The organism is Pseudomonas sp. TE3644 (assembly GCF_056278815.1).
This window is the reverse complement of the sequence record NZ_JBWBQF010000001.1, coordinates 2,941,634-2,967,401: the sequence shown is the minus strand read 5'-3', so window position 1 is coordinate 2,967,401 and position 25,768 is coordinate 2,941,634. Positions and strand designations below refer to the sequence as shown.

Sequence of the window (25,768 nt, the reverse complement as noted above, 5' to 3'; positions counted from 1 at the left end):
GTTGCCTCCGAGCCTCAAGCGATGACGACAGGCGTGGTCCGTCCAGTTCGGGCCGCTTCGACCACGGCGATACCGGTGGCCAGTGACCACACGCCGTCCTGGCCTGTGGCAGCGGGCTCGGAGCGCCCGGCGACGGCCTCGCCAAAGGCTCGGAAGCCAGTCTCATAGAGGTTGACGTGCTCAAGAATCAGCTTTCGCGTGCCCTCAGCATTGACCAGACAAACCTCCCCGATTGGCTGCTGGGTCATGACATCCCTGGCGATCAGCGTGCCTTCGGTGCCGATTATTTCCAGGCCGGTGTGTGCATGCTTGGCGGTGAAGGAATCATGGAACTGTGCGATAAGGCCGGACTTGAAGCGCATCACCCCCATGACCGATTCCGCCAGGCCTGACTGGCTGAGCACGCCAGTCTGAGTCAGCGCCGTGACTTCCACGGGGTCATCGTTGAGGACATAACGCAGTGTGTCGGTGTCGTGCACCGTGATATCCAGGATCACGCCACCGCCATTGGCGCTGTCGGCAATGCGCCAGCCTTGCAGGCTCGCCGGCAGCGAGACGGCGTGAAACACTTTGGCGGCCAGCGGTCGGCCAATCAGTCCGCCCTGAATGGCCCGGCGCAGCGCGGTGTGGCTGGCGGCATTGCGTAGATGGTGGTTGGTGGCAAACACCACCCCCGCCTTTTTGGCCGCAGTCACCATCTCCTGCGCATCTTCGACACTCAGGGCAAGAGGCTTCTCGCACATGACGTGTTTGCCGGCCTTGATAGCCAGCAGGGACTGCTCTTTATGAAGGTGATTTTTAGTGGAGATATACACTGCTTGAATGTCGTTGTTTTCGAGCAGTGCGTTGATGTCTGTACTGTAGTGGGCGATTCCCTGTTGCTGGGCAAATTCTCTGGCCCGTTTTTCGTCTGAGCTCACAACTGCAATGACGTCATCGCCAATGCTGCGAATTGCGGCAATGGCCCATTCCTTGGCAATCGTGCTGGCGCCGATCAGTCCCCATTTCATTTTGATAGTTCTCCTATTGTAATTGTTTAGAGTGAACATTTCAGTATTAGGCGGCGGCGCGGCGTGCGTACCAGCCGTAGAACCCAATGGCGCCGTAGCAGACGGCAGGCACAACGAGGGCACAGGAAAGGCTGCTCAGGTCCGCAGCCAGGCCGGTGAGTGGAGGAATGATCGCGCCGCCGACGATGGCGCAGCAGATCAGCCCGGAACCTTGGGCAGCACGTGCGCCCAGCCCTTCGGAAGCCAGGGCGAAGATGGTCGGGAACATCACCGAATTGAACAAGCCGATTGCCAGAATTGACCAGCCTGCCGTACTGCCGGTGGTATTGGCCGCGATGGCGATCAGCACGATCACCAGGGAAGCGGCCCCGGCCAGTAGTTTGCCCGGCGCCACATGACGCAACAGCGCTGCGCCGATAAAACGACCGACCATGGCTCCGCCCCAGTAGTAGGCGACATGCTTGCCGGCCAGCTCGGCGTTGAAGCCGAACGTGGAGTCCAGCATGAGGAAGTTGGTCAACAGGCTACCGATCGCAACTTCGGCGCCGACGTAGAAGAAGAGGCAGGCAGCGCCCAAGGCAAAGCGGGGCTGTTTCAGCAGGCTGAGCGCTGCCAGCGGATTGGCGCGCTGGGGGTTTGTGCTGGCGGGAAGCTGCTTGCGTTGTTGCCACACAACCATGGCCACCGCCAGCAGCGCCAGCGCGATCCCGGCGTACGTGTTGCTGATGACTTCGGCTTCCTTGGCAAGGAAGGCTGTCAGGGCAGTCGGCGAAAGAGAGGAGGGGTCGATTTCGTTGATTGAACCCAGGATGAGAATCGCACCAAGATAGGGGGCTACCGTGGTACCCAGGGAGTTGAAGGCGTGGGCAAAGGTGACTCGGCTATGCGCCGTTGTCGGGGACCCAAGCAGGCAGATCAACGGATTTGACACCACCTGGACCACTGTCACGCCGGTTGCCAGGATAAAAAGGGCGCCCAGGAAGGCGCCAAAAAGACCCACCTGGGTGGCGGGTATGAACAGCAGGCAGCCCGCAGCCATGGTCAGGAGGCCAATGGCTGCGGCACGCATGTATCCGATCCTGGCAATGAGCAAGCCGGCGGGTATGGAGGCAATGAAATAAGCCAGGAAGAAAGAGGACTGTACCAACATGGCTTCGGCATAACTGAGGCTGAACAGGCTTTTCAACTTGGGAATCAGTACGTCATTGAGACTGGTAATACTGCCGAAGATAAAAAAAAGTGAAAAAACAAACAGACTCAGCCGTTGAGTGTTGTTATGCGCAAGGTGAGTTGTTTCGTTTTTTGCGGTGAATGTCCCATGCATGATGGCCACTCCCTCTATTGTTGTTGGTCGAGAAAAGTCTGGGTGTCCTGCGTGCTCGGATGGCCTGCCAGGAACAGTGCGAGCGCCCCAGGTTATTGGTTAGAGTTGCTCTGGATGGCCTGGCTATGGTGCTCGTTGCTTTGACGGAGCGGCCTGCCAAATGGGGGGATGAGACTGGTGGGAATATTCATGTTTCACCTGTATCGGACTTATTGTTTTTAGCGATCAGCGGACGTCAGGATGCCTCCATCGCGGCGAAAGGGGGAGTGTGAGAACTCGCGTTGAGTGGTACGATTGTGGCGCAGATCGCCTATACCCATGCAGGAAACGTAGGAATTAGCGGTATGAAACCCAGTTTCGAGAAGGTGCCGACCCCGCCCAATGCGTCATGGTCGCTGCTCAACAGGCGTCTGGCCGATGAGATCCCGTTCGAATGGCATCATCACCCCGAATATGAGTTGACCCTAACCCTTAACAGCCGGGGGCACCGGTACATCAGCAGCGACGTGCAGCGCTATGACGACTGTGATTTGACGTTGGTGGGGCCCAATGTCCCTCACAGCTGGTGCTCCGCCGAGCTGATCGATCCTGCCGAACCGCATGTGGCGTTGGTGATCTGGTTCTCCGAGGCGTGGGCGCAATCTCTGGTGGGGCTGTTTCCCGAGCTGGGGCAATTGCGCAATCTGCTGGCTGCTGCTCAGTGTGCACTAACTTTCAGTCCTGATTTTGCGCGCCAGCTGCAGCCTACAATTGAAGCAATGGTCGATCAGGATGATCCCCAGCGGCTGGTCTCGCTCCTGCATGTGTTGACCCAGCTGATTCAGGATACCAACGCCCAACGTATCGTACCCGTGCAGGGGGCGGCCACGGCTGACATCATGAGTGAAGATCCACGCATTCATCGCGTTCTGGATTACATCCATGCGCACTACGCAGACCCGGTCACCATTCCGGAACTGGCGCAGATGGCGTGCGTCAGCGTGTCGGCGTTCCACCGCATGTTTCGCCGCCATACCCGCAGCACTGCGCTGGATTACATCGCTCGGCTTCGTGTAGGGAGGGCGTGCGCGCTACTGCTGGAAGGCAGCGCGATCATTTCGGCGGTGTCCGAGGAGGTCGGTTACTCCTCCCTGGCTTTTTTCAACCGCCAGTTCAAGGCACAGAAAGGCGTTACCCCCACCGAATTCCGCCGACAGCATGGCCGGCATTTTCGCTAGGCCAATGCCTTCCCACCGCAGGTCTCGCGTACGATAAGGCGAGGCTTGAGCAGGTATTTCATGGGTGGAGCGTCAGGGTTTTTAAGCCTTGCCAACAGCATTTCGCTGGCGACTTCACCCAGGTGCTCCGGTTCCAACGCCATGGTGGACAGGGGTGGATTGCAATAAGCTGAGGCCGCCACCCCATCACTGCCCATGATTGCGATATCCGTACCTGCCTTGAGGCCTCGATTGCCCATCTCATTCAAGGCACCTGTGGCAATCACATCGTTGTAGCACACTACTGCGGTGGGCCGCTGAGGTAGATCCAGCAACTGGCTCATGCCAGCGCGCCCGCCCTCAAGGTTGATCGGGGTCTCCACCATCCAGTCGGGGTTGGGCGTGATGCCGTTCTCGAGCAGGCACTCGCTGTAGCCTTTAAGTCGCTCAAGGCTTACCGCGTAGGTACTGTTGCGCCCTATGAAGGCGATGTCTGAGTGGCCAAGGTCAACCAAGTGCTGAGTAGCCATTTGTATCCCGAGGTAGTTATCGCAGCCAACAAAGTCGGTCGCTTCATCGCCCAGCGCCCTCATGACGGTCACGAACGGCATGCCCCATTGTCTCAACGACTCCACCAGGTCCGGTGGTGTCTCGAACGTTGGACAGATGATGATGCCCGCAGCCTTGTTTTCGCGCATCGAGGCCAGTACCTGGCGTTGCAGGCCCTGGTCCTCGGCCGTGTGGGCGAGGAGGGTGATATAGCTCGATTCCAGCAGCTTGCGCTCGGCCCCGATCAGTAACTCTACGAAAAATGAGTTGCTGAGGTCATTGACCACCATGCCGATGACGTTGCTGACACCTTGGCGCAGGTTGGCGGCGCTGCGATTGTAGACGTACCCCAACTGTTCGGCGGCCACTCGCACTTTCTCTGCGGTAGAGGGGCGTACCAGAGGGCTGTTGTTCAGCACCAGGGACACGGTGGACTTTGACACGCCACTGGCTTTGGCAATGTCATTGATGGTGGCTTTTTCTTCGATCTGGGACTTGGTCAACTGGAGATCTCTGCGTGGGGCAGCTACCGACTGCGGCCGGAACGTTCCAAACGTACCAATTTTTGCGGTGGCACGGCCAGCAGGATCTTGACCGCTTTGCCAACTGAAAGCCCTTTACCCGCCCTCAGCCTGCCATTTTCAGCATCGTCGTGCGTAGCGCAGACGACGTCGATGCGAGGAAGGTGTTGACAGTCATGATTCCACAAATTACATTTTTGGAACGTTCCAAAAACAGTTTGGAACGATTGAATAAAAATAATCGGTGATTTCCATGAAGCCTTTTTCCTCTCAGCTTCTGGTCCCCTGCCTGCGTGTGTGCGCGCAGTGGGCCTCCGCCATATTCCGCGGTTTGTCCGCAGGCAATGCGCCTGTTCCCACCCCCCATTCTGCCTACTCTGCCGATCCTTTCGCCGGGGCGTTGGGGCTGGCGCTGCACGCAAATTGTTCCGCTTTCAGCCCCCGGCACTAACTCACGGGGCTGCCACTTGAACTCAAACGGCGCAAGGATTTATGAAAAAGCTCATCACTACTGAACAGGCCGCCGGCCTGATCCACGACCACGACACTGTGACCGTCAGCTCGTCCAGTGGGCTTGCATGCCCGGACTCAGTGCTCGCTGCCCTGGGCCAGCGCTACCGCGAAACGGCCCATCCTGCCGGGCTGACCATGCTGCACCCCATTGCTGCCGGCGACATGTATGGCATCAAGGGGATCGAGCACCTGGCTCAGCCAGGCATGATCAACACGGTGCTCGCCGGGTCTTACCCAAGCGGTCCATCGTCGCTGCCCATGCCCGAAATCTGGCGCATGATCACCGACAATGAGATTGCCGCGTACAACGTCCCCAGCGGCATTCTGTTTGATTTGCACAAGGATGCCGCTGCCAAGCGCCCAGGCGTGCTGACGAAGGTCGGCCTGGACACCTTTGCCGACCCCGCTCGCCAGGGGTGTGCAATGAACGCGTTGGCATCCGAGCAGGCGATCGTGAAGAAAGTCGCGTTTGCGGGAGAGGACTGGCTGTTCTTTCCGACCATCGTGCCTAACGTGGCAATCATTCGGGCGACCACCGCCGATGAGCGAGGCAACCTGTCATACGAACACGAAGGTGGCCTGTTGGGGGCACTCGACCAGGCGCTGGCGGTACGCAACAACGGTGGCATTGTCATCGCGCAGGTGAAACGCGTAGTGCGTGCAGGCTCGTTGAAACCCCACGATGTGCACGTGCCTTGTAATCTGGTCGACCACATCGTTGTGGCACCGGATCAGATGCAGACTACGCAGGTGGTGTACGACCCGGCCATCAGCGGCGAGATCCAGCAGCCGGAGTCGGCATTCGAATTCGCGCCGTGGGGCGCAGAGAAAGTCATCGCGCGTCGGGCGGCGATGCAGGTGGAAAAGGGCATGGCGGTCAACCTGGGCTTCGGCATTTCGGCCAACGTGCCGCGTATCCTGCTGGAAGAGGGTTTCAACGGCGATGCAACCTGGGTCATTGAGCAGGGTGCCGTAGGGGGGATGCCGCTGCTTGGCTTCGCTTTCGGATGTGCAGCGAACGCCGATGCGATCATGCCATCCTCCGCACAGTTCACCTACTTCCAGGGCGGTGGCTTCGACCTGACCCTGCTTTCGTTTCTGCAAATCGACCGCTATGGCAACGTCAATGTCTCCAAGCTGCCGGGCAAGCCATACCTGACCGCAGGCTGCGGAGGTTTCGTGGACATCACGACTCACGCCAAGCGCATCGTGTTCTCGGGCTTTTTCACCGCAGGTGCCAAGCAGTCCGTCGCCGAGGGGCAGTTGGCGATCCAGCAGGACGGTAAATCCCGCAAGCTGGTCCAGGACGTCGATCACGTCACCTTCAGCGGTCGCATGGCACTGCAGCGGGGCCAGGACGTGACCTACGTGACCGAGCGCTGTGTGATGAAACTCACGGCGGATGGCCTTGTCGTGACTGAGATCGCCCCGGGCATCGACCTTGAACGGGACGTGCTGGCTCAGGCGGAGTTCGCGCTGCTGGTGGCCGACGACCTCAAAGTCATGGACCCACGTTTGTTCACGGAAGGTCCGATGGGGCTGCAACTTAAGGAGCTACGCCCATGAGCCCGGCCGAAGGATTTGTTTCCCTGGAAGTTCAGGGGCTGATTGCTGTCGTGCGCTTGGAACGTGCGGCGAAGCTCAATGCACTGACCCCGGAAATGATCGCTCAACTGGGGCAGATAGCGCAGGAGTTGGACAAGCGCACTGACCTGCGCGCTGTGGTGCTGACCGCCAGTGGCGATCGGGCATTCTGCGTCGGTGCCGATATCCGCGTGTGGTCGGGGCTGCAGCCGTTGGATATGTGGCGTCAATGGGTACGGGACGGCCACCGCGTATTCGACGCGTGGGCCAACCTGCGTCTGCCCGTGATTGCGGCGATCAATGGCCATGCTTTTGGTGGCGGCCTTGAGTTACTGGCCACCACGGATATTCGTGTGTCAGAGCTCACGGCGACTTTCGCGTTGCCTGAAGCCGGCATCGCTACCTGCCCCGGATGGTCGGGGACCCAGCGCCTGGTGAAGTTGATCGGCCCCAGCCAGGTCAAGCTCATGGCGTTGACGGGGCGCCGCATTGACGCCACTGAGGCTCAGCGGATCGGCCTGGTGCAGGACATTTGCGAACCGGGTACCGCGCTGCAGCAGGCGTTGGAAATCGCCGGGCAGATCGCCAAACAGGCGCCTATCTCAGTGCAATTGACCAAACAACTCATTGATGCCGGTAACGGCATCAATGTCGCCGCCGTACTTGAAGGGATGGCTGGCGCGCTTGCGGCCACCACCCTCGATGCCAAAGAAGGCTTGGCCAGCTTCAACGAGCGTCGTCCAGCTGATTACCAAGGGGTTTGAAATGAAGTTTTTGACAGTCGACGACAGCACACAAGTGATCGGCAAGCCCTACCAGGGCCGCATGCTTATCAATGGCGAACTCTGTGATGCCCACAATGGCGCCAAGGCCGAGCGTCTGAGCCCCGCGCATGATGTGGTGGTCGGGGTATACCCGGATGCCGGTGCCGCCGATGCCGAGCGTGCAGTGGATGCCGCGCGCGCAGCCTTTGACGAAGGCACCTGGCCCAATATGTCTGGGCGCGACCGTGCCGAGATATTGCTCAAGGTTGCCGAGGGCATCTCGGCCCGGGTGGAGGAAATGGCCCTGATTGAGTGCCTGGAAACCGGCAAGCCCTTGAGTCAGGCACGCGGTGAAGTCAGTGGCTGTGTTGACCTGTGGAAATACGCGGCTTCCCTGGCGCGTACCCTGCACGGCGAAAGCTACAACAATCTTGGCGAATCGACCCTTGGCATTGTGCTGCGCCAACCGGTGGGCGTTGTTTCGATGATTACCCCGTGGAATTTCCCGATCTGGATTCTCAGTCAGAAGCTGCCGTTTGCCCTGGCCGCCGGCTGCACTGCAGTGATCAAACCGAGCGAGCTTACCAACGGCACCACTTTGATGCTCGGTGAAATCCTGCTTGGGGCGGGGCTCCCCAAAGGTGTTGTCAATATCGTCACCGGTATGGGGCCGGCGGTTGGTCAGCCATTGGTGGGGCACAGCAACGTCGACATGGTGTCGTTCACCGGGTCCACGCGGGTAGGGCGCCTGATTGCCGCAGAAGCGGGGGCGGCATTGAAAAAGGTGTCGTTGGAACTGGGCGGCAAAAATCCGCAGATCATCTTCCCTGACTGCGATTGGGACGCTGCGGTCGATGCGGTGGTGTTTGGCGTGTATTTCAATGCGGGCGAATGCTGCAATAGCGGTAGCCGTATCCTGGTGCACAAGGACATCGCCCAACGCTTCAGCGATGCGGTGATCGAGCGTGCGCGCCAGGTGCCGGTCGGTGATCCACTGCATCCGGACGTCAAGGTCGGCGCGATTATCAGTGAGGTTCAGTTGGGGGGCATTCAGGCAGCGATCGACGAGGCCCGAAGTGCCGGTGCGACTATCAGCCTGGGAGGCGATCGCGAGCCCAGCGAACGGGGCATGTACCTGCAACCCACCATCGTTACCGGCGTGACCCCGCAGATGACGCTCGCCCGCGAGGAGGTCTTCGGGCCGGTGCTGGCGGTGCTCACCTTCTCGACCTTGGATGAAGCGATCGCGCTTGCCAACGATACCTGCTATGGGCTGTCGGCCGCCGTGTGGAGCAAGGACATTGATGTGTGCCTGAAGGCTGCTCGCAAGATCGACGCGGGCACCGTGTGGGTGAATACCTTCCTGGACGGCTTCCCCGAGTTACCCTTCGGCGGTTTCGGTGATTCGGGCCTTGGACGTGAATTGGGCCTTAATGCGGTCGAAGACTACACCGAGCAGAAGACCATCCAACTGCACATGGGTGAGCGGCAAAACTGGTGGCTCCCAAAGTAACGCGTAGCGTTGACTTGAACGAAAATTGGAACGTTCCAATCTATTGAGAATGCACCCATGACAAACAATAACAATTCTACTCAACGTCCCATCGCCCTGGTTACCGGTGGCCGACGGGGCATCGGTGCCGCCATTGTGCTGCGTCTGGCGCAGGACGGTTACGACGTGGCGTTTACCTGTCGTAATGAAGATGAAATGGCCCAACAGTTGTGCGCGCAAATTGAAACCGTGGGCGGGCGTGGCCTGGCCGTGGCCAGCGAGCTGCAGAGTCTGGAGGCGCATTCGGCCTTGTTGACGCGAGTCAAAGCCTGGGGCGGCACGATTGATTGCCTGGTCAACAATGCAGGCATCGGCTCACCCTCGCGTGGCGACCTGCTGGCCATGCAGCCAGAGGCATTTGATGTCGTGCTGGAAACCAACCTGCGTGGCACGTTCTTCCTCACACAGCAAGTAGCCCGGCTTATGCTGGACAGTCCCTCGGGGCACGCACGCTCCATTATCACGGTCTCCAGCGTTAGCGTTGACATGGCCTCGCCGGAACGGGGCGAGTACTGCATGTCCAAGGCTGCGCTGGGGATGTCCACCAAGTTGTTCGCCCTGCGTCTGGCGACTGAGGGAGTAGGGGTGTTCGAGGTCCGGCCCGGCGTGATTCGTACCGACATGACCGCCGGGGTCGCCGACAAGTACGAGCAGCGCTTCAGGGACGGCTTGGTACCCATGGGCCGCTGGGGGGAAACCAGCGACATTGCCGCCATCGTCAGTGCACTGGCCGGTGGGCAGTTCGGTTTCGCCACCGGCTCCGTCATCCACGCTGATGGCGGCCTCGCTATCCCCCGGTTGTGAGCATGGCCATGACATACGACTTCATCATTGTGGGCGGCGGCTCGGCAGGCTGTGTGCTTGCCAACCGGCTCAGCGAAGATCCCAGCAACAATGTACTGGTGCTTGAGGCGGGCGGCGGCGACCGCCATCCTCTGTTCAGCATGCCCGCAGGGTTTGCGAAGATGACCAAAGGCAGGGGCTCCTGGGGCTGGGAGACGGTGCCTCAGAAGCACTTGAAGAACCGCGTGCTGCGATTTACACAGGCCAAGGTCATCGGCGGCGGTTCATCCATCAATGCGCAGATCTATACCCGCGGTGCAGCGGCGGATTATGACGAATGGGCCAGCGAGTGTGGGGCCCTCGGTTGGGCCTACAAGGACGTGCTGCCGTACTTCAAGCGGGCTGAAAACAATCAACGGTTCGCCAATCAGTATCACGGTTATCAAGGGCCGCTGGGGGTTTCCAATCCCATCAGCCCATTGCCCATCTGCGAAGCCTTCTTCCAGGCTGGTCAGGAGCTGGGAATTCCTTTCAATCCGGACTTCAACGGCGCGGCCCAGGACGGCCTGGGTTATTACCAGCTCACGCAATACAACGCGCAGCGTTCCTCGACGTCAGTGGCCTACCTGCGTCCGGCAATGGGCCGGGCCAATTTGACGGTGGTGCTCAATGCGCTCACCCGTCGCGTGGTGCTTGAGCATGGACGTGCCGTTGGGGTGGAAGTAGTCCAGCCCAATGGTCAGGTAGTTTTTCACCGCGCCGCGCGCGAGGTGATCGTCAGCAGTGGTGCGATCGGCTCGCCCAAATTGTTGATGCAATCGGGCATCGGTCCGGCCGACCACCTACGGGAAGTGGGGATCAAAGTCGAACATGCCATGCCCGGTGTCGGTAGCAATCTGCAGGATCACCTGGATCTGTTCGCCATCGCCGAGTGCACCGGCAATCACACCTACGATCCGTATGGCAAACCACACATGGCTGCGTGGGCTGGCCTTCAGTACTTGTTGCTGAAGAAAGGGCCCGTGGCCTCCAGCCTTTTTGAAACGGGCGGTTTCTGGTACGCCGACCCGGCAGCACGTTCCCCCGACATCCAGTTCCACCTGGGGCTTGGCTCGGGTATCGAGGCCGGCGTGGCGCAGATGACCCATCCAGGGGTGACCCTCAACTCCGCATTCCTGCGGCCTCGCTCGCGGGGCACGGTGCGGCTGGCCAGCAGCAACCCGGCGGACGCGCCGCTGATCGACCCGAACTATTTCGCCGACCCTTATGACCGCGACATGTCGCTCAAGGGGTTGCGGCTGGTCCGCGAGATCCTTTCCCAGCCTGCGCTCAAACGCTTTGTGCAGGTCGAGCGCTTGCCCGGGCTGGATGTGCTCACCGACGCGCAGTTGTTCGACTACGCCTGCGCCAATGCCAAGACCGACCACCACCCGGTGGGCACCTGCCGGATGGGCAGCGATGACGACTCAGTCGTTTCTACTGACCTCAAGGTGCATGGCATCGAGGGCCTGCGCGTGGTGGACGCCTCGATCATGCCGCGTGTGAACAGCAGCAATACCAATGCCCCGACCATCATGATCGCCGAAAAAGCGGCGGATCATATTCTTGGCAAGGCCCCCCATTCAGAGGAGAAGACCCGTGAATATTCTGTTGCCCACGCTTGATGGCAGTGTTGAACGCTACAGCCTGGAAAACGCTGATGCGCCATTTGCCGAATTCAAAAAACGCCCGCTGAGCCGCATTGCCTACGCAGCGGCCCACGTGGTGGTCGATGCTGCACGACCGGCCAATCCCTGGGACCAAACCGTCGCCATCGACTGGGATAAGACCCTGGGCTTCCGCGAGTATCTGTGGAGCTTGGGCTTCAAGGTGGCCGAAGCCATGGACACCGCCCAGCGGGGCATGGGCCTGGGCTGGAACGAGTCGGCCGAACTGATTCGCCGCAGTGTCACCCATGCCCGCCAGATCGACGGCGCGGAATTGAGCTGTGGAGTAGGTACCGACCAACTGGTCGTAACCCCATCGACCACCCTGGACGAAGTGCTGCGCGCCTATCGCGAACAGTTTGAAGTCGTCGACAGCGTTGGCGGTAGCGCCATCCTGATGGCCAGCCGGGCACTGTGCGCCGTGGCCAAGGACGGGGAGGACTATGAGAAGGTCTACTCCACCCTGCTGGGCGAGGCTCGCCAAAAAGTCGTGCTGCACTGGCTGGGCGAGGCCTTCGACGCCAACCTGCGCGGTTATTGGGGCAGCACTGATGTACCGACAGCCATGAATACTGTGCTATCGATCATCGAGGCCAATGTCGACAAAGTCGACGGCATCAAGATCTCCCTGCTCGAAGCCGAGTGGGAGATCGAGTTGCGTCGCCGTCTGCCGGCAGGGGTGAAGCTGTACACCGGGGACGACTTTAATTTCGGCGAGCTCATTGCCGGCGATGCCACTCACCATTCCCATGCGTTGCTGGGTATTTTCGACCCCATCGCTCCGGTTGCGGCCCATGCACTGGCGGCCCTTACCGACGGTGATGTGGCGTGCTACCACGCGCTGATGAACCCGACGGTGGCGCTGTCGCGGGAAATTTTCCGGGCACCGACACGCTACTACAAGGCTGGGGTGGTGCTACTGGCCTGGCTCAATGGCCATCAGGATCACTTCAGTATGCTCGGCGGCCTGCAGTCGGCGCGTTCGCTGTCCCACTACAGCGAGGTATTTCGCCTGGCTGATCAGGCGGGCGTACTTATCCGTCCAGAACTGGCGGTCGAGCGCATGAAAGGGTTGGCGGCTGTGTGTGGCGGCATCACCGGTTAAGTTCTGCAAGCGAGGCCTGTGAGAACAGGCCTTGCGTTCTTACCCAAAACAACAAAAAGGGGCCTTCGATGAGCACCATAGCTGCTGGTATTGCGCCGACGACCGCAACAACCGTCGATAAAAAGGATTTGCACCGCGTCATTCTGGCGAGCATCGCCGGTAGTGCCATGGAGTGGTATGACTTTTCCATCTACGGTACCGCTTCGGCGCTGGTATTTTCCGAACTGTTCTTCCCAGGGCTCGACAAGGTGTCGGCGCTGCTGGCCATTTTCGCGACCTACGCGGTCGGGTTCGTAGCACGGCCATTCGGTGGCTTGTTTTTCGGTCGCATCGGCGATCGCAAGGGCCGCAAATTCGTGCTCGTCACGACTGTGCTGCTGATGGGTATTTCAACGCTGTTGATCGGGTTATTGCCTACGTATTCGCAGATAGGTCCCTGGGCAACCGGGCTACTGGTGGTCATGAGGCTGCTGCAAGGGTTTGGCTCCGGGGCGGAGCAAGCAGGTGCCTCGCTGATTGTGGCGGAGTTCGCGCCGAGACAAACCCGAGGTTTCTACGCATCGCTGCCGTTTGCCGGGATTATCATTGGCATCCTGCTGGCCGCCGGCATGTTTTCCGTGGTCCAGATGATGCCTCAGGACCAGTTTCTCGCCTGGGGCTGGCGGATTCCATTCCTGTTCAGCGCGGTGGTGATTGGGGTGGGCGTTTTCATCCGGTTGCGCGTCAAGGAAAGCCCGGTGTTCGAGGACATGAAGCGCAAAAAGCTTGCCAGCAAACAACCGGTGAAGAATCTGCTGCGTTACTCACGTAAAAACCTAGTCATCGCCTGTTGCCTGAGGGTTGGTGAAAACGGCACGTCTTACCTGTACCAGGTATTCGCCCTCAGTTACCTGGTCAAGGTGCTGCTGGTGGACAAATCAGTCGGCACGCTTGGGCTGATGTGCGCCGCAGCGTTGGCGATCTTTACCATCCCGCTGGTGGGTTACCTGTCGGATCGCCTGGGGCGTCGGTTGATGTACCGAGTTACGTCGCTGATCGCGGCGCTGTGGGCTTTTCCGGCGTTCTGGCTTTTCGATACGCTTGACCCCCGTCTGATTGTACTGAGCATGGTTGTGGCCATCAGCATAGGGGCCTTCGGCATGTATTCGGTGCAAGCCGCCTACTTCCCGGAATTGTTCGATGCACGTTATCGCTACACCGCCATTGCGGTGAGCAAGGAGTTTGCCGCTTTGGCGTCTGGTGGCATCGCCCCCTTTGTGGCGGCTGCCCTGTTGAGTGCAGCGGACAACCACTATTGGCCCGTGGCGACCTATATCGTGGTGCTGGCAGGCATTTCCTTCGTGGCAACGTTTTTCGCCCCGGAAACACGCAACACCGACATTAACTCCTGACGCGCTCAACAACCGACAGTACGACAAGAGGTGCCCATGAATCATTCTGTTGCGCTAAGGACCCATCAGCCTGCCCGGGCTGTGAGTTCTCAACGGTTCGCCCTTACGCTGGTCACCACGCTGTTCCTGCTGTGGGGGCTGTCACACGGCATGCTCGATGTGCTCAACAAGCATTTCCAGGATACGTTGAACGTTTCAAAGGCCCAGTCCGGGCTGATCCAGGCCGTTTATTTCGGGGCCTACTTCGTCGTTGCGCTGCCTATAGGGATTTTCATGGAGCGGCGCGGCTATAAGGCAGGGATTCTGGTTGGGCTTGGGCTCTTCGCCTTGGGGGCGTTGATGTTCATGCCTGCGACAGCACTGGGCACGTTTTCAGCGTTTCTGTTGGCATTGTTCGTACTGGCCTGCGGGCTAGGCTGTCTGGAAACGGCGGCCAACCTCTACGCAGCCGTACTGGGCTCAGCCGCTACGGCTGAACGCCGGCTCAACCTGGCACAGTCGTTCAATGGCCTGGGAGTCTTTATTGGCCCCTTGATCGGCGGTGCACTGTTTTTCGCCCCGCCGATTTCCATGGCTGGGTTCAGCCTCGATCCGGTAATGCTCACATATGTGGTACTGGCAGCCATCGTGCTGATGCTCATGATGGTGTTTTCAGCTGCTGCGCTTCCGGAGATGGTCGCTGAAGAAGATGCCACCTGTGCTGACGCAAGTCGCTCGATTTGGTCATTCCCTCATTTCACGGGCGCTTTAATTGCCCAGTTTTGCTACATGGCCGCCCAGGTGGGCGTGGGGGCATTTTTCATCAACTATGTGCTTGAACATTGGCCCGACATGACCAGTCAGAAAGCCTCCTACCTGCTGTCGATCGCCATGCTGACGTTCATGGCGGGGCGCTTTGTCAGCACTTGGCTCATGCGTTTCCTCGCACCGCGCCATATGCTGATGATATACGGGCTGATCAACGTTGCCCTGTCCGTCCTCGTGATAGCCGGCGTAGAGCGTGTTTCAGTGTGCGCCTTGGTGGCACTGTTCTATTTCATGTCGATCATGTACCCCTGCATTTTTGCCATGGGCGTGAAAAACCTCGGTGTTCACACAAAAAAGGCGGGCGCCTACCTGGTGATGACGTTAGTAGGCGGCGCTATCGCCCCTTGTATCATGGGGCTGGTCGCCGATCTCTATACCATTGAATGGGCCTATGCCGTGCCGCTGATGGGGTTCCTGGTAGTTTCGGCGTATGCCTGGCGCCAGCCTTCCGCGTATTAGTCTGGCTTCGGGTTGAACCGAATCTGCTGGTGGCTTGATACTGAACGCCATAATCGTATTGCACAACGCGCCAATCCACACTCCCGTCTGCCCGGGCGGGGGTGTATCTATATCTGCATTATAAAAACGCAGGTTTAGATCATGCCCTTCTCCCAATCCCGCCGCCCAAGATGGGCAACCGGCCTGGCCGGACCGCAGGGTGCCTGCACCTGCTAAAGCAACCACAGAGTCATCGCCGGCCTGCGAGATTCTGTACACCTGAACGACACGAGTTGATGATTCCCATGAAGACCTATCAGGCGTTCGAAAGCGCCGACCTTCCCGATAATTACAAAGACAATGTGATCACCATGAAACGCGTTTTGCGCGAGCAGATCGGTGATGTGAATGCGCTGTTTGCCGAAGTCAGCGCATTTATAGAGGGCGAGATCGCTTCCATCCGGGAACAGGAGGCTGCTACCGGGTCCGCCTGGCCTGTGCTGGAGTATGAAGCCATTGCACGCGGAGAGGTGACGGCCGATCAACTGGCATTGATCAAGCGCCGCGGCTGCCTGGTAGTGCGGGGGCATTTCCCTCGCGAACAAGTCCTGGGATGGGACAAGGCGCTGTTGGACTATCTGGACGAGAATGCCTTCGATGAAACCTATCGCGGCCCTGTCGATCAGTTCTTCGGCAGCCTGGATGCGTCCAGGCCTGAGATTTTCCCTATTTACTGGTCGCAGTCGCAGATGCAGTTGCGTCAGCATGAGCGCATGGCCACGGCACAATCATTCCTGAACCGTCTGTGGAAAACTCAATCCCAGGGCCAGACCTGGTTCGATCCTGACGTCAACGCGCTTTACCCTGACCGGGTACGCCGGCGTCCACCAGGCACCCGCTCCAAAGGTCTGGGCCCGCACACCGACTCCGGTGCGCTGGAGCGCTGGTTGCATCCGGCCTACTTGAAGGTGTTCGACAAGATCTATCGCAATGACTTCAAGTCGTATGACCCCTGGGACGCGGCCCACCGTACCGAGGTGGACGAATACGCGTACAAGGACACTGTCAAGTGTTCTGCCTTTCGGACCTTTCAGGGGTGGACAGCGCTCTCCGACATGAAAGCCGATCAGGGCGTGCTTCATACGCTGCCTATCCCTGCGGCGATGGCTTATATGCTGTTGCGGCCGTTGCTGGATGATGTGCCTGAAGACGAGCTGTGCGGTGTAGCGCCTGGCAAGGTGCTACCGGTTTCGGAGAAGTGGCACCCACTGCTGGTCAAGGGCCTGAGTGCTATCCCCGACGTACAGGCGGGTGACTCGGTCTGGTGGCACTGCGACGTCATTCATAGCGTTGCACCTGTTGAAGACCAGCAGGGTTGGGGCAACGTGATGTACGTTCCGGCCGCGCCGATGTGCCCGAAAAACCTGCGCTACGCGCGGGATGTCTTCAAGGCATTCGAGCAGGGAGCTTCGCCGTACGATTTTCCCCGCGAGGATTACGAGGTGACCTGGAAGGACCGCTTCACGGTGCAGCAGCTCAATGAGATTGGGCGTCACGGTCTGGGCGTTGATTAACGCATCAGCCTGAATGAGAAGATGCCCCCTTTTGGGGGCATTTTTTATCTGCGTGATCTTTATCCGTGGGAAAGATGCCCCCAAAAGGGGGCACTTTTTTTCAGCGTTGTTAGAGGTTTTTCGGTAACGCGTAGGCAATCACGTAGTCGCCTTCCGGGGTATGCATGTAGTGGTGCCCGCCGGGCGCAATGACCAGGTACTGGCGGCCGCCGCTTTCATACGTCATCGGTGTGGCCTGCCCTCCCGCCGGGAGTACGTCGCTCCACACCACCTTGCCGGTCTTCAGATCAATGGCGCGGATCAGGTTGTCGGTCGCCGCGGCAATGAACGCCAGACCGCCCGCCGTCACGATGGGCCCACCGTTGCTGGGCACCCCGAACAGTACAGGCAGCCCTGTTGGCATGCCGAACGGGCCGTTCGCCCGGGCGGTGCCCAGAGGCGATTGCCACAGCACCTTGCGAGTGTGCATATCGATCGCGGTGATCATGCCGAATGGCGGCTCGTTGCAGAGCACGCCGGTGAAGGGCACTTCAAAGGGTTGCACCGAGATCGCGTAGGGAGATTCCAACTGGGCGCCCGGACCTTCGGCACCGCCGCCGCCTGGTTTCCAGTTGGGATCATCAAACGCCTGTAGCCCGCGTTGGTCGGCTTCGGCCCGTGACAACAGTTGGTTGTACATGGGTACGGCATTCCAGTTCGAGATGAGGATACCGTTCTGCGGGTCATAAGCCATGCTGCCCCAGTCGACGCCGCCATTGTTGCCAGGGAACTCGATCCAGGGCTGGCTCAAGGTCGGTGCCGTGAACTCACCGTCATAACGAGCCTTGCGGAACTGGATGCGGCAGTACATCTGGTCCAGCGGGGTGAGGCCCCACATGGTTTTTTCGGTCAGGTCGTCCTTGCCCAGTCGAGGCATACCAACGGACCAGGGTTGAGTCGGCGAATGCGGGTCATCGGCAATCTCCAGGTGGTCAGGCGCGGGGCGCTCCTCCACGGGTGTCAGCGGCTTGCCGGTGGCACGGTCGAGTACGAAGGTCTGTCCACGTTTGGTCGGTATCAGCAAAGCCGGGATGGTGCTGCCATCGGGTGCGGGGAAATCGAATAGTGTTGCTTGCGAACCGATGTCGTAATCCCAGACGTCTTTGTGTACGGTCTGGAATACCCACCTTACGGTCCCGGTATGAACGTCAAGCGCCACCACCGAGGAGGATACGGCGTTCTCTTCGGGCGAACGAAGTTTGCTGTAGTAGTCCACTGCAGAGTTGCCGGTGGGCACATAGACCAGCCCCAGCTTGTCGTCCCCGGTCATGACCGCCCAGGCGTTAGGGGTGCCGCGGCTGTAGGTCTCGCCCTCCGGTGGCAAACCCTTGCGGTCGGGGCGCTTGACATCCCACGCCCAGACCAACTCGCCGGTTTCTGCACTGTAGCCGCGGATCACGCCCGAGGGTGCAGAGCGACGTTGACCATCCAGCACTTCCTGGTTTGTCACGATGACACCATTGACGATGGGCGGAGGCGACGCCTCGGAGACCATGCCAGGAACAGCTCGGCCCATACCCGCAAGGAGGTTGACCTGGCCGTTGTCGCCGAAGCTCTGGCAGGCCTCTCCGGTATTGGCATCTACTGCAATCAGGCGCCACCCTTTGACGCCATCATTGATAGTCGATTCGATAATACGTTCGTGACACGCCCCGCCCTCAGGCACTGTCGCGGATACGTAATGCACGACACCGCGGCAGGTGGCGGCGAAACGGGTATTTTTATATTCGATGCCCGACTTGTAGCGCCAGATCTCCTTGCCGGTATTGGGGTCCAGCTTGATGATGTCGTTGAGTGCGGAGCACAGGTACATTCCGTCACCGACCTTCAGTGGCGTGGTTTCCGCGCCCCTGACATTAATCTGGTCGGAAGGTGTCATGGCACCCGTGCGGTAGACCCAGGCCTTTTCCAGTTTACCGACGTTCGCCGGTGTGATTTGCGTCAGTGGCGAGAAGCGAGTGGCGTTCTTGTCGCGCCCATAGACGGCCCAATCGCTGTCGGGGATGTCTGTCGTGGTTTGCGGGTTGGTCACCAATGGTTTATCGGGGGCAGTGCCGGCCGCCACGGTGTCCTGGTGCGGGGCAAAAGCCAGGCCCATGGCCAGCGCCATGAAAGCCGCAGTGATACCTGCAAGCTTGAACGACAGCTTGCGCGAAGGACCATTGTCCAACCGTGGAAGCAGCACGCACAGTAGCAAGGCGAACACCAGCAGCACGTCCATGCGCGGCACCCATGCCCAGTACGCCCAGCCTCGCTCCCAGACAGTCCAGGCCAGCGTGGCGAAAAAGACCGCTGCAAACCACCCTGCGCCCGACCGCTTGCCGCGAAACAACTGGACGCCGGAAATGACTAGGCCTGCACCGGCAAGCAAGTAGTACCAAGAGCCGCCGAGCATCGCCAGCCAGGCACCTCCGGCGAAAAGCGCCGCACCGAACACAGCAAAGCAAAGCGAGAGCAGAATCAGTGGCCAGCGCGCAGCCGTCCTGTCCCTTTGTGGGTTAGACATTCTCATTATCTTCCATAAAATTTTCTCGAACACGTCTTCGCAGAGGGCAGGTGTTCACCCGTCTTGGGTTGCGAGAAAGGGTATTTGTTGATCACGTTGACGGCAGTGGTGGGTGTCCTGTTGCCCTGGTGTGGTTGGGTGCCGTGTGACGTTGTTGAGCGGAAAAAGGGTGTGACAGGATGCCACACCATTTCCGCGGGGGAACTATATCAAGCCTGGAATGCCCGACTTAGACGGTTTGCGCCGTCATGTCATACGATTGTGGCGTGAAGTTTCATCCGAGCCCCGGGCAATCCTTGCAACCGGGCATTTACGCTGGTTGATACGCCATGCAGGGTGTCCTACAAGCTGCGGGCTGCTTCATTTTCAACAGCTGGACACGGTTGGCGAACACACCATCCATAAGCCCCGATTGCTACGTAGCAGATGGCAGGAACAAAGAGGGCTGTGCCGAGCGAGGTGAGATCAGCGGCAACGCCGGTCAGCAACGGCACTATGGCACCGCCGACAATGGCGCAGCAGATCACCCCGGAGCCCTCGGCGGATCGCTTCCCTAGCCCCTCGCAGGCCAATGCGAAAATCGTGGGGAACATGACGGAGTTGAAGAGGCCGACGGCAATCAGGCACCAACCGGCCAGCATGCCCGTGGTAGCGGCTGCTAGGACGATCAGCAGTACCACGCAAGTACCGGCAATGCAGATGATCTTGCCTGGTGAAAACCTGCGCAGTAACCATGCACCGATGAATCGGCCGAGCATTGCCCCGCCCCAGTAGAGCGCGATGTGCTTTCCCGCCTGCGCTGCATCCAATGCCAACGTAGTAGGTAGCATCAAAAAGCTGACCAATATGCTGCCGATGGCCACTTCTGCGCCCACGTAAGCAAACAGGCAGATGGCACCGAATGCGAATCGAGGTCGTTTGAGTAGCTCCAGCATGTGACTACGTCCGCCTTTTACCCTTTCGGTGACTACAGGCAGCACTCCTCTCTGCTGCCAGACCACCATGGCGACAGCGATCAGCGCCAGGGCGATGCCGGTATAGGTATTGCTGATGACTTGAGCCTCCTGCGCTAGGTACTCCTTGAGCGCACCAGTGGACAGGAACTGCGGGTTTGCCTCGGAGAGGCTGCCCAGGATCAGCACTGCGCCAAGGTATGGCGCCAGGGTGGTGCCGACGGCATTGACGCCATGGGCGAACGTCATTCTGCTGTGGGCGGTGGTTGCCGACCCCAGCAGTGAGATCAGCGGGTTGGAGACTACCTGGATGGTCGTCACGCCGATGGCCAGCACGAAGAGGGCCAGCAAAAATGCCCCGAATAGCCCGGCCTTGGCGGCGGGGATGAACATCAGGCAGCCGGTGGCCATGGTGAGCAGCCCCACAACGGCGGCTCGCATGTAGCCGATGCGCCCAATCAGCTTTCCGGCCGGGATGGAAGCAACGAAATAAGCCAGGAAAAACGAGGACTGCACAAGCATCGCTTCCGAGTAGCTCAGACTGAACAGGCTTTTGAGTTTGGGGATCAGCACATCGTTCAAGCTGGTGGCGCCACCGAAAATAAAAAAAAGGGAAAGTGCAAACAGTCGCAGACGGTGGGCATCGCCCTTGTTGACGGCCAAATCCGGTTGTTTCACAAGTATGTCGTGCATGCAGTCCACTCCCGATAGTTGTTGTTTGTCAGGGCGTAAACATGAAATTGTGCAGCGCCTTACCCATGATGGACATGATGGAAGGCGAGCGCAGCGTTGATGGAGGGCGGTGCTACCTGGCTGTTCGCGAAGACGCGGCAACCAGCACGAAGCAGGGGATGCTCGATAACGACCGGTAAAGTTGCATGTTCATGGTATGGCCTACCTTGATTATTGTTGGGTTGAAAGGCACGTCTCCAGCATGCATTGCCCCGGCTTGCTCCGTGAGGCATTTGGCGGGCTTGTGCTGATACTATCCAGGCCACTAGGCCCACCGTTTTCCCGTCATCGTGGTGCTTGGCAGAAGGCTGCGCTGATCCGTTCCATATGACATCAAGGCTTTGAATGATCAACGAGAGCAGAGGTATTCAGTCGGTCGAGCGAGCCTTTGGTGTGCTTGAGGCCATTGCAGCAGCAGGGGGGGAGGCACGCCTTGTCGACCTAGCGGCGGCTATGGGCCTGCACAAGAGCACGCTGCATGGTCTGCTGAACACCCTCGGTGCCATGGGCTACGTCAGTCGCCACGGAACACGTTACGCCCTTGGCCTCAGGCTGCGTGAAGTAGCTCAGCCATTGACTGACGCCGATACGGCATTGCGACGGGATTTTGCGCCCGTATTGACCGCCCTCCACGAGCTGACCGGCGAGAGCTGTTATCTGGCCGTTCCTTGCGGTACTCGCCATTACGTCTACATCGACGCCATCAGCGGCTCGGCCCACATGCGGATTCGCTCCCCGCGGGGCCAGCGGGAGGCACTGGTAACCTCAGCGACAGGTCGAGTCTTTCTGGCTTTGGACGCCGACCTTTCAAGAAGTCTGCGCAAAGCCGGACTGCTTACCAGCAACCTGGAGCACGATCTAAACCGCATCGCCGAGCAAGGTTATGCTCTGGACCTTGAACAGGCTGAACCAGGGCTCAATTGCATGGCGATGCCGCTGCGCAAGCAGGGCCGGTTGGTGGCGGCGATTTCTGTAGCAGGGCCTGTTGAGTGCCTGCCAGAGCCGCGATTGATAAGCATCGCAAGCGTAGTCATGCGCGATTTGTACGGCATGATCAAACTTTGATGGCTAATTTTTCAGGTCTCTGGCATCCGGGTGGAGGCGCGCGTGATGATTGGCGCCCTTTGACCCAACTGGGGGATGCGCTGATGGTGGAAACGTACATTGAGGATCTCATCGCCCGAGCCAAGGGCCTCGCGCACGAACATGGCTTTTCAGTATGCATTTGCGTTGTCGATGCATCAGGGCTGCTCGCCGGCTTCTTGCGCATGGACGATGCGATTCCAGGCGCAATCGATATTGCCATCAAGAAAGCACGGACTGCGGCGCTGTTCCGTACCGACAGTGCTGAAATCGGTACGGGCGCCCGGCCGGGCGGCGCGATTTACACCCTGGAGGCGACTAATGGCGGGCTGATCAGCTTCGGTGGAGGCGTGGTACTGCACGATGCCCAAGGCAAGACCATTGGAGGGCTGGGCATCTCGGGGGCAACAGTGGAAGCCGATCAGATCATTGCGGTTGCAGCGGCCCGTCCCTGAGGGCCGCGGCTTATTCCGGGCCACAGGTCTTGAAGATAAGCGCAGACATGCGCCCCCTGCTCGAAGCAGTGCCGGTTGAGCCCGCAAGCTCCTGGGTGTTTTCACATCGCCAGTTGCAGGAAGGGATTCCCTACCAGTGGCATTACCACCCCGAATATGAATTGACGCTTACGCTCAACAGTCATGGCTATCGCTACATCGGGGACGATGTCAGCGCCTATGGTGAGGGTGACCTGGTGCTCGTTGGCCCAGGCATACCCCACAGTTGGTGTTCTACCTCCGCCATCCTCGATCACCTGCCGCACCAGGCACTTGTCATCAAGTTCTCTCAGCGCTGGGTGGACATGCTGGTGTCAAGCTTTCCCGAGATGACTGAAGTCGGTTCGTTGTTTGAGCGCTCTTTTCAGGGCCTGAGTTTTACTGGAAGGGTGTGCGAACGGGTGATACCAGCGATTACCAGTATGGTACGGCGACCACCGGCCGCGAGGCTTCTGACCCTTTTCGAGGTGCTCATTGAATTGGCGCATGACCGAGATTTCCAGGTATTGGGGCAGTTGCCGGGAATACGCTCGTCGCTGCCCACGGCTGAAGGAAAAATAGCGCGAGCACTGAACTATATGCACGAGCATTTCAGGGAATCACTGACTATCCCTCAGATGGCTGAAGCTGCCTTCCTGAGTTCATCGGGCTTTCAGCGCATGTTCAAGCGTCACACCAATACCACCCCTCTCGAGTATCTGGTGCGTCTGCGCATTGGCAAAGCATGTGCGCTCCTGGTTTCAACCGAGTTGACCGTCAACGCGATCGCAGGCGAGGTGGGTTATCAAAATCTTTCGCTGTTCAACCGACAGTTTCGAAAACTCAGGCTGGAACCGCCTGGACAATTCAGGAACCGTCACAGACGCTTGACCGGGACCGCTGCAGACTGAATGTACGAACCGGGCACCGGATCCATCGGCATGGCGGCACCCCTGCCTTGGTGGGTTTGAAGGTGATCGACCTTCCGTTCGACACCGCAGCGCGGGCACTGGGCACCGCCGGACGCCCATGAGGTGGGCGGTCCCAATCCGTTCGACGCCGGTGTGGACCCGGTCAGCAGTTCCACCCACAAAACCTTACCGGGGCACCCCAAGCACGGGGTTGGGGCGTCGTGTCGAGGATGCCGCCGCCCTGCAACTGTCCTCGACGGACAGATGCTAGGAGGGCTGCTTGGAAAGGGCTGAGGAACTTCGTTTACGCTGTCGGGGAGGCCTGTCGTCACAGGATGGGGCGGATGACCCATCAATGCGAGGCGGTCGCGCCATATGATCCAAAGCTGCAAGCACCCTCCGCCATGGATGCATGGCTAAGATTTAAGCTCCAGAGGACAGATTTTACTTAATGCGTGAGGCAGGGGAGTAAGCTTCGCACGGTGTTAAAAAGCATTGCCAAGTGAGAAGCCGGTGTAAGTCCGGCGCGGTCGCGCCACTGTTACTGGACAATCCAGAAGTCAGACCTCGCTTGGCGTTCCTCAACCTATAGGGCGCGTTTACCCTGACAGGTATTTTGTGATGATTCGACATCTCGCGCAGGTCTTCTGCGATTCCAACAACCCTGTGCGCACAAAGCTTTGCGGCATTTACGCCGTGCTGATCGCCATCAACGTCGTCGCCTGGCTATGGGCGCTCGCCGCCTTCCATGGCCACCCCGTGCTCCTGGGAACAGCATTGCTGGCCTACGGCTTCGGCTTGCGCCATGCCGTTGATGCGGACCACATCGCGGCCATCGACAACGTGACGCGCAAGCTGATGCAGGAGAAGAAACGGCCGGGCGCCGTGGGTTTCTTCTTTTCCTTGGGGCATTCTTCGGTAGTGGTCCTGGCCTCACTGGGCGTGGCGCTGGCAGCCTCAGTGATGAGGGACCGGTTCGAGAGTTTCAAGGCCGTCGGTGGTGTGATCGGCACTTCGGTGTCGGCGTTATTCCTGCTGGTCATCGCGCTTATGAACCTGCTGATCCTGCGCGCCATCTACAAGGCGTGGCGTAACGTGCGAAAGGGTGGCGTGTATGTCGACGAAGACTTCGACCTGCTGCTTGCCGATCGCGGGCTGCTGGCCCGTATATTCCGCCCGCTATTCCGGCTGATCACCCGCAGCTGGCACATGTACCCCATGGGGTTCCTGTTCGGCCTGGGCTTCGATACCTCCACCGAAATTGCCCTGATGGGAATTTCAGCCAGCCAGGCGTCCCAAGGCCTGTCACCCTGGTCGATCATGGTGTTCCCGCTGCTGTTCAGCGCTGGCATGTCGCTGGTTGATACCCTGGATGGCCACCTCATGCTCGGCGCTTATGGCTGGGCTTACATGAAGCCCATCCGCAAGATCTACTACAACATGACCATTACCTTGGTGTCCGTGGTGGTGGCTGTGGTCATCGGCAGCATTGAGGCCTTGGGGCTGATCGGTGACAAGCTGGCATTAAAGGGTGGACTGTGGGATTTCATTGGTACGCTGAATGACAATTTCGGCATGCTGGGATACCTGATTATCGGTATTTTCATTGTCAGTTGGGCGGTGTCGGTACTGCTGTACCGGCTACGCCGCTTCGACGACCTCGAGGCTGCCCACTAGCGGTGGCCGCCAGTATTTGTTCCATTGGGAACGCCCAGTCAACGAGTATTCTACCGTCGGCCAAATCTACTTGCCGCCCGGCTTTGCCAGGGCCAGGTCGCGGTGGCAAATATCGCTCTAGTCTGGCCTCGCCCAAGTGTTCTGGAAGCTAGGACCATCGGAAATTGGTGGCTGGGTTGGTCGGGCTATCTGAATCGTCACCGGTATCGGGAAGTCCACACCGACCCTCGCCACTTCCCCTTGTTGTAGATTCGGCAAGAAGGCCGCCGCGGAGCGATCGAGTTCACCGCAAGCTCGTTCCACTACTTCTCGATCCCAATGATTAGTGAGCCGATGAACGAGCAACGTACCCATTTGACTGAGCACCCCTTCCGTATTATCCCGGGGGCGTGGAGGGGCTAAAAAGATGTTCAGCCCATATTTTCGCCCTGCTTTGGCGATCAGCTCGAAAGCGTTCAAGTTCTGGAGGTCAACCTCACCCCCAACGAATTTGCCCAGGAAGTTATCAGATCGCTGGAAGGGGGCCGGCGAATACGAATGGAGCACCGGGCCAGCGTAGCCTTCGGCAGCGGCTTCA

Annotated in this window: 19 protein-coding genes and 1 riboswitch; of the genes, 14 read left to right on the top strand and 5 right to left on the bottom strand. The window is 59.3% G+C overall.

Annotated features, from left to right (window positions below):
* Positions 1-14 precede the first annotated feature (14 nt).
* Together ACZ9GA_RS13065 and ACZ9GA_RS13060 are read right to left on the bottom strand one after the other, a co-directional pair.
* Complete coding sequence (locus ACZ9GA_RS13065) at positions 15-1,010, bottom strand: Gfo/Idh/MocA family protein (RefSeq protein WP_457362285.1); 996 nt, start codon at positions 1,008-1,010, stop codon at positions 15-17.
* A gap of 46 nt (positions 1,011-1,056) precedes the next feature.
* Positions 1,057-2,334 (bottom strand): sugar MFS transporter, encoded by a 1,278-nt coding sequence (locus ACZ9GA_RS13060; RefSeq protein ID WP_457362286.1) that lies wholly within the window; start codon positions 2,332-2,334, stop codon positions 1,057-1,059.
* A 344-nt stretch (positions 2,335-2,678) separates the two neighbouring features.
* On the opposite strand from ACZ9GA_RS13060, the gene ACZ9GA_RS13055 reads away from it, so the two are divergent.
* Positions 2,679-3,551, top strand: coding sequence for a helix-turn-helix domain-containing protein (locus tag ACZ9GA_RS13055; RefSeq protein ID WP_457362287.1), 873 nt, complete (start codon positions 2,679-2,681; stop codon positions 3,549-3,551).
* On the opposite strand, the gene ACZ9GA_RS13050 is transcribed toward ACZ9GA_RS13055, so the two are convergent.
* A complete protein-coding gene (locus ACZ9GA_RS13050) occupies positions 3,548-4,582 on the bottom strand; it encodes a LacI family DNA-binding transcriptional regulator (protein WP_457362288.1) in 1,035 nt (344 codons plus the stop codon). The genes ACZ9GA_RS13055 and ACZ9GA_RS13050 overlap by 4 nt on opposite strands.
* A gap of 510 nt (positions 4,583-5,092) precedes the next feature.
* On the opposite strand from ACZ9GA_RS13050, the gene ACZ9GA_RS13045 reads away from it, so the two are divergent.
* From ACZ9GA_RS13045 to ACZ9GA_RS13005, 9 genes are all read left to right on the top strand, one after another.
* Positions 5,093-6,679: an acyl CoA:acetate/3-ketoacid CoA transferase gene (locus ACZ9GA_RS13045; protein WP_457362289.1), complete on the top strand. Its 1,587-nt coding sequence runs from the start codon at positions 5,093-5,095 to the stop codon at positions 6,677-6,679.
* Positions 6,676-7,461, top strand: a complete 786-nt coding sequence (locus ACZ9GA_RS13040) for an enoyl-CoA hydratase/isomerase family protein (protein WP_457362290.1) — start codon at positions 6,676-6,678, stop codon at positions 7,459-7,461. The genes ACZ9GA_RS13045 and ACZ9GA_RS13040 overlap by 4 nt, the downstream gene beginning before the upstream one ends.
* A gap of 1 nt (position 7,462) precedes the next feature.
* Entirely contained in the window at positions 7,463-8,974 is a 1,512-nt protein-coding gene (locus tag ACZ9GA_RS13035; RefSeq protein WP_457362291.1) for an aldehyde dehydrogenase family protein, read from the top strand.
* Between the two features lie 57 nt (positions 8,975-9,031).
* On the top strand, positions 9,032-9,817 hold the full coding sequence (locus ACZ9GA_RS13030) for a 3-ketoacyl-ACP reductase (RefSeq protein WP_457362292.1): 786 nt from the start codon (positions 9,032-9,034) through the stop codon (positions 9,815-9,817).
* A 2-nt stretch (positions 9,818-9,819) separates the two neighbouring features.
* On the top strand, positions 9,820-11,460 hold the full coding sequence (locus ACZ9GA_RS13025; RefSeq protein WP_476226460.1) for a GMC family oxidoreductase: 1,641 nt from the start codon (positions 9,820-9,822) through the stop codon (positions 11,458-11,460).
* Positions 11,435-12,607, top strand: a complete 1,173-nt coding sequence (locus ACZ9GA_RS13020) for a dihydrodipicolinate synthase family protein (protein ID WP_457362294.1) — start codon at positions 11,435-11,437, stop codon at positions 12,605-12,607. Before ACZ9GA_RS13025 ends, ACZ9GA_RS13020 begins: the two co-directional genes overlap by 26 nt.
* Before the next feature lie 68 nt (positions 12,608-12,675).
* Positions 12,676-13,998 carry an MFS transporter gene (locus ACZ9GA_RS13015; RefSeq protein WP_457362295.1) on the top strand — a complete coding sequence of 441 codons (1,323 nt, stop codon included), beginning with the start codon at positions 12,676-12,678 and terminating at the stop codon, positions 13,996-13,998.
* A 36-nt stretch (positions 13,999-14,034) separates the two neighbouring features.
* Entirely contained in the window at positions 14,035-15,264 is a 1,230-nt protein-coding gene (locus tag ACZ9GA_RS13010) for a sugar MFS transporter (RefSeq protein WP_457362296.1), read from the top strand.
* Between the two features lie 284 nt (positions 15,265-15,548).
* Entirely contained in the window at positions 15,549-16,817 is a 1,269-nt protein-coding gene (locus tag ACZ9GA_RS13005) for a DUF1479 domain-containing protein (protein WP_457362297.1), read from the top strand.
* A gap of 109 nt (positions 16,818-16,926) precedes the next feature.
* Here the strand turns inward: ACZ9GA_RS13005 and ACZ9GA_RS13000 are convergent, their stop codons facing one another.
* Positions 16,927-19,362: a membrane-bound PQQ-dependent dehydrogenase, glucose/quinate/shikimate family gene (locus tag ACZ9GA_RS13000; RefSeq protein WP_457362298.1), complete on the bottom strand. Its 2,436-nt coding sequence runs from the start codon at positions 19,360-19,362 to the stop codon at positions 16,927-16,929.
* Between the two features lie 341 nt (positions 19,363-19,703).
* Positions 19,704-21,008 carry a sugar MFS transporter gene (locus ACZ9GA_RS12995; protein ID WP_457362299.1) on the bottom strand — a complete coding sequence of 435 codons (1,305 nt, stop codon included), beginning with the start codon at positions 21,006-21,008 and terminating at the stop codon, positions 19,704-19,706.
* Between the two features lie 384 nt (positions 21,009-21,392).
* Between ACZ9GA_RS12995 and ACZ9GA_RS12990 the strand changes: the two genes are divergently transcribed.
* From ACZ9GA_RS12990 to ACZ9GA_RS12975, 4 genes are all read left to right on the top strand, one after another.
* Positions 21,393-22,112, top strand: a complete 720-nt coding sequence (locus tag ACZ9GA_RS12990; RefSeq protein WP_457362300.1) for an IclR family transcriptional regulator — start codon at positions 21,393-21,395, stop codon at positions 22,110-22,112.
* A gap of 83 nt (positions 22,113-22,195) precedes the next feature.
* Positions 22,196-22,585, top strand: a complete 390-nt coding sequence (locus tag ACZ9GA_RS12985) for a GlcG/HbpS family heme-binding protein (protein WP_457363734.1) — start codon at positions 22,196-22,198, stop codon at positions 22,583-22,585.
* Between the two features lie 47 nt (positions 22,586-22,632).
* Positions 22,633-23,514, top strand: a complete 882-nt coding sequence (locus ACZ9GA_RS12980) for a helix-turn-helix domain-containing protein (protein ID WP_457362301.1) — start codon at positions 22,633-22,635, stop codon at positions 23,512-23,514.
* A 478-nt stretch (positions 23,515-23,992) separates the two neighbouring features.
* Positions 23,993-24,130: riboswitch (adenosylcobalamin (AdoCbl) riboswitch) on the top strand.
* 5 nt (positions 24,131-24,135) lie between these two features.
* The gene (locus ACZ9GA_RS12975; protein WP_457362302.1) at positions 24,136-25,191 is read left to right on the top strand and encodes a HoxN/HupN/NixA family nickel/cobalt transporter; all 1,056 of its coding nucleotides are present in this window, start codon (positions 24,136-24,138) and stop codon (positions 25,189-25,191) included.
* The last annotated feature ends 577 nt before the right edge of the window (positions 25,192-25,768 follow it).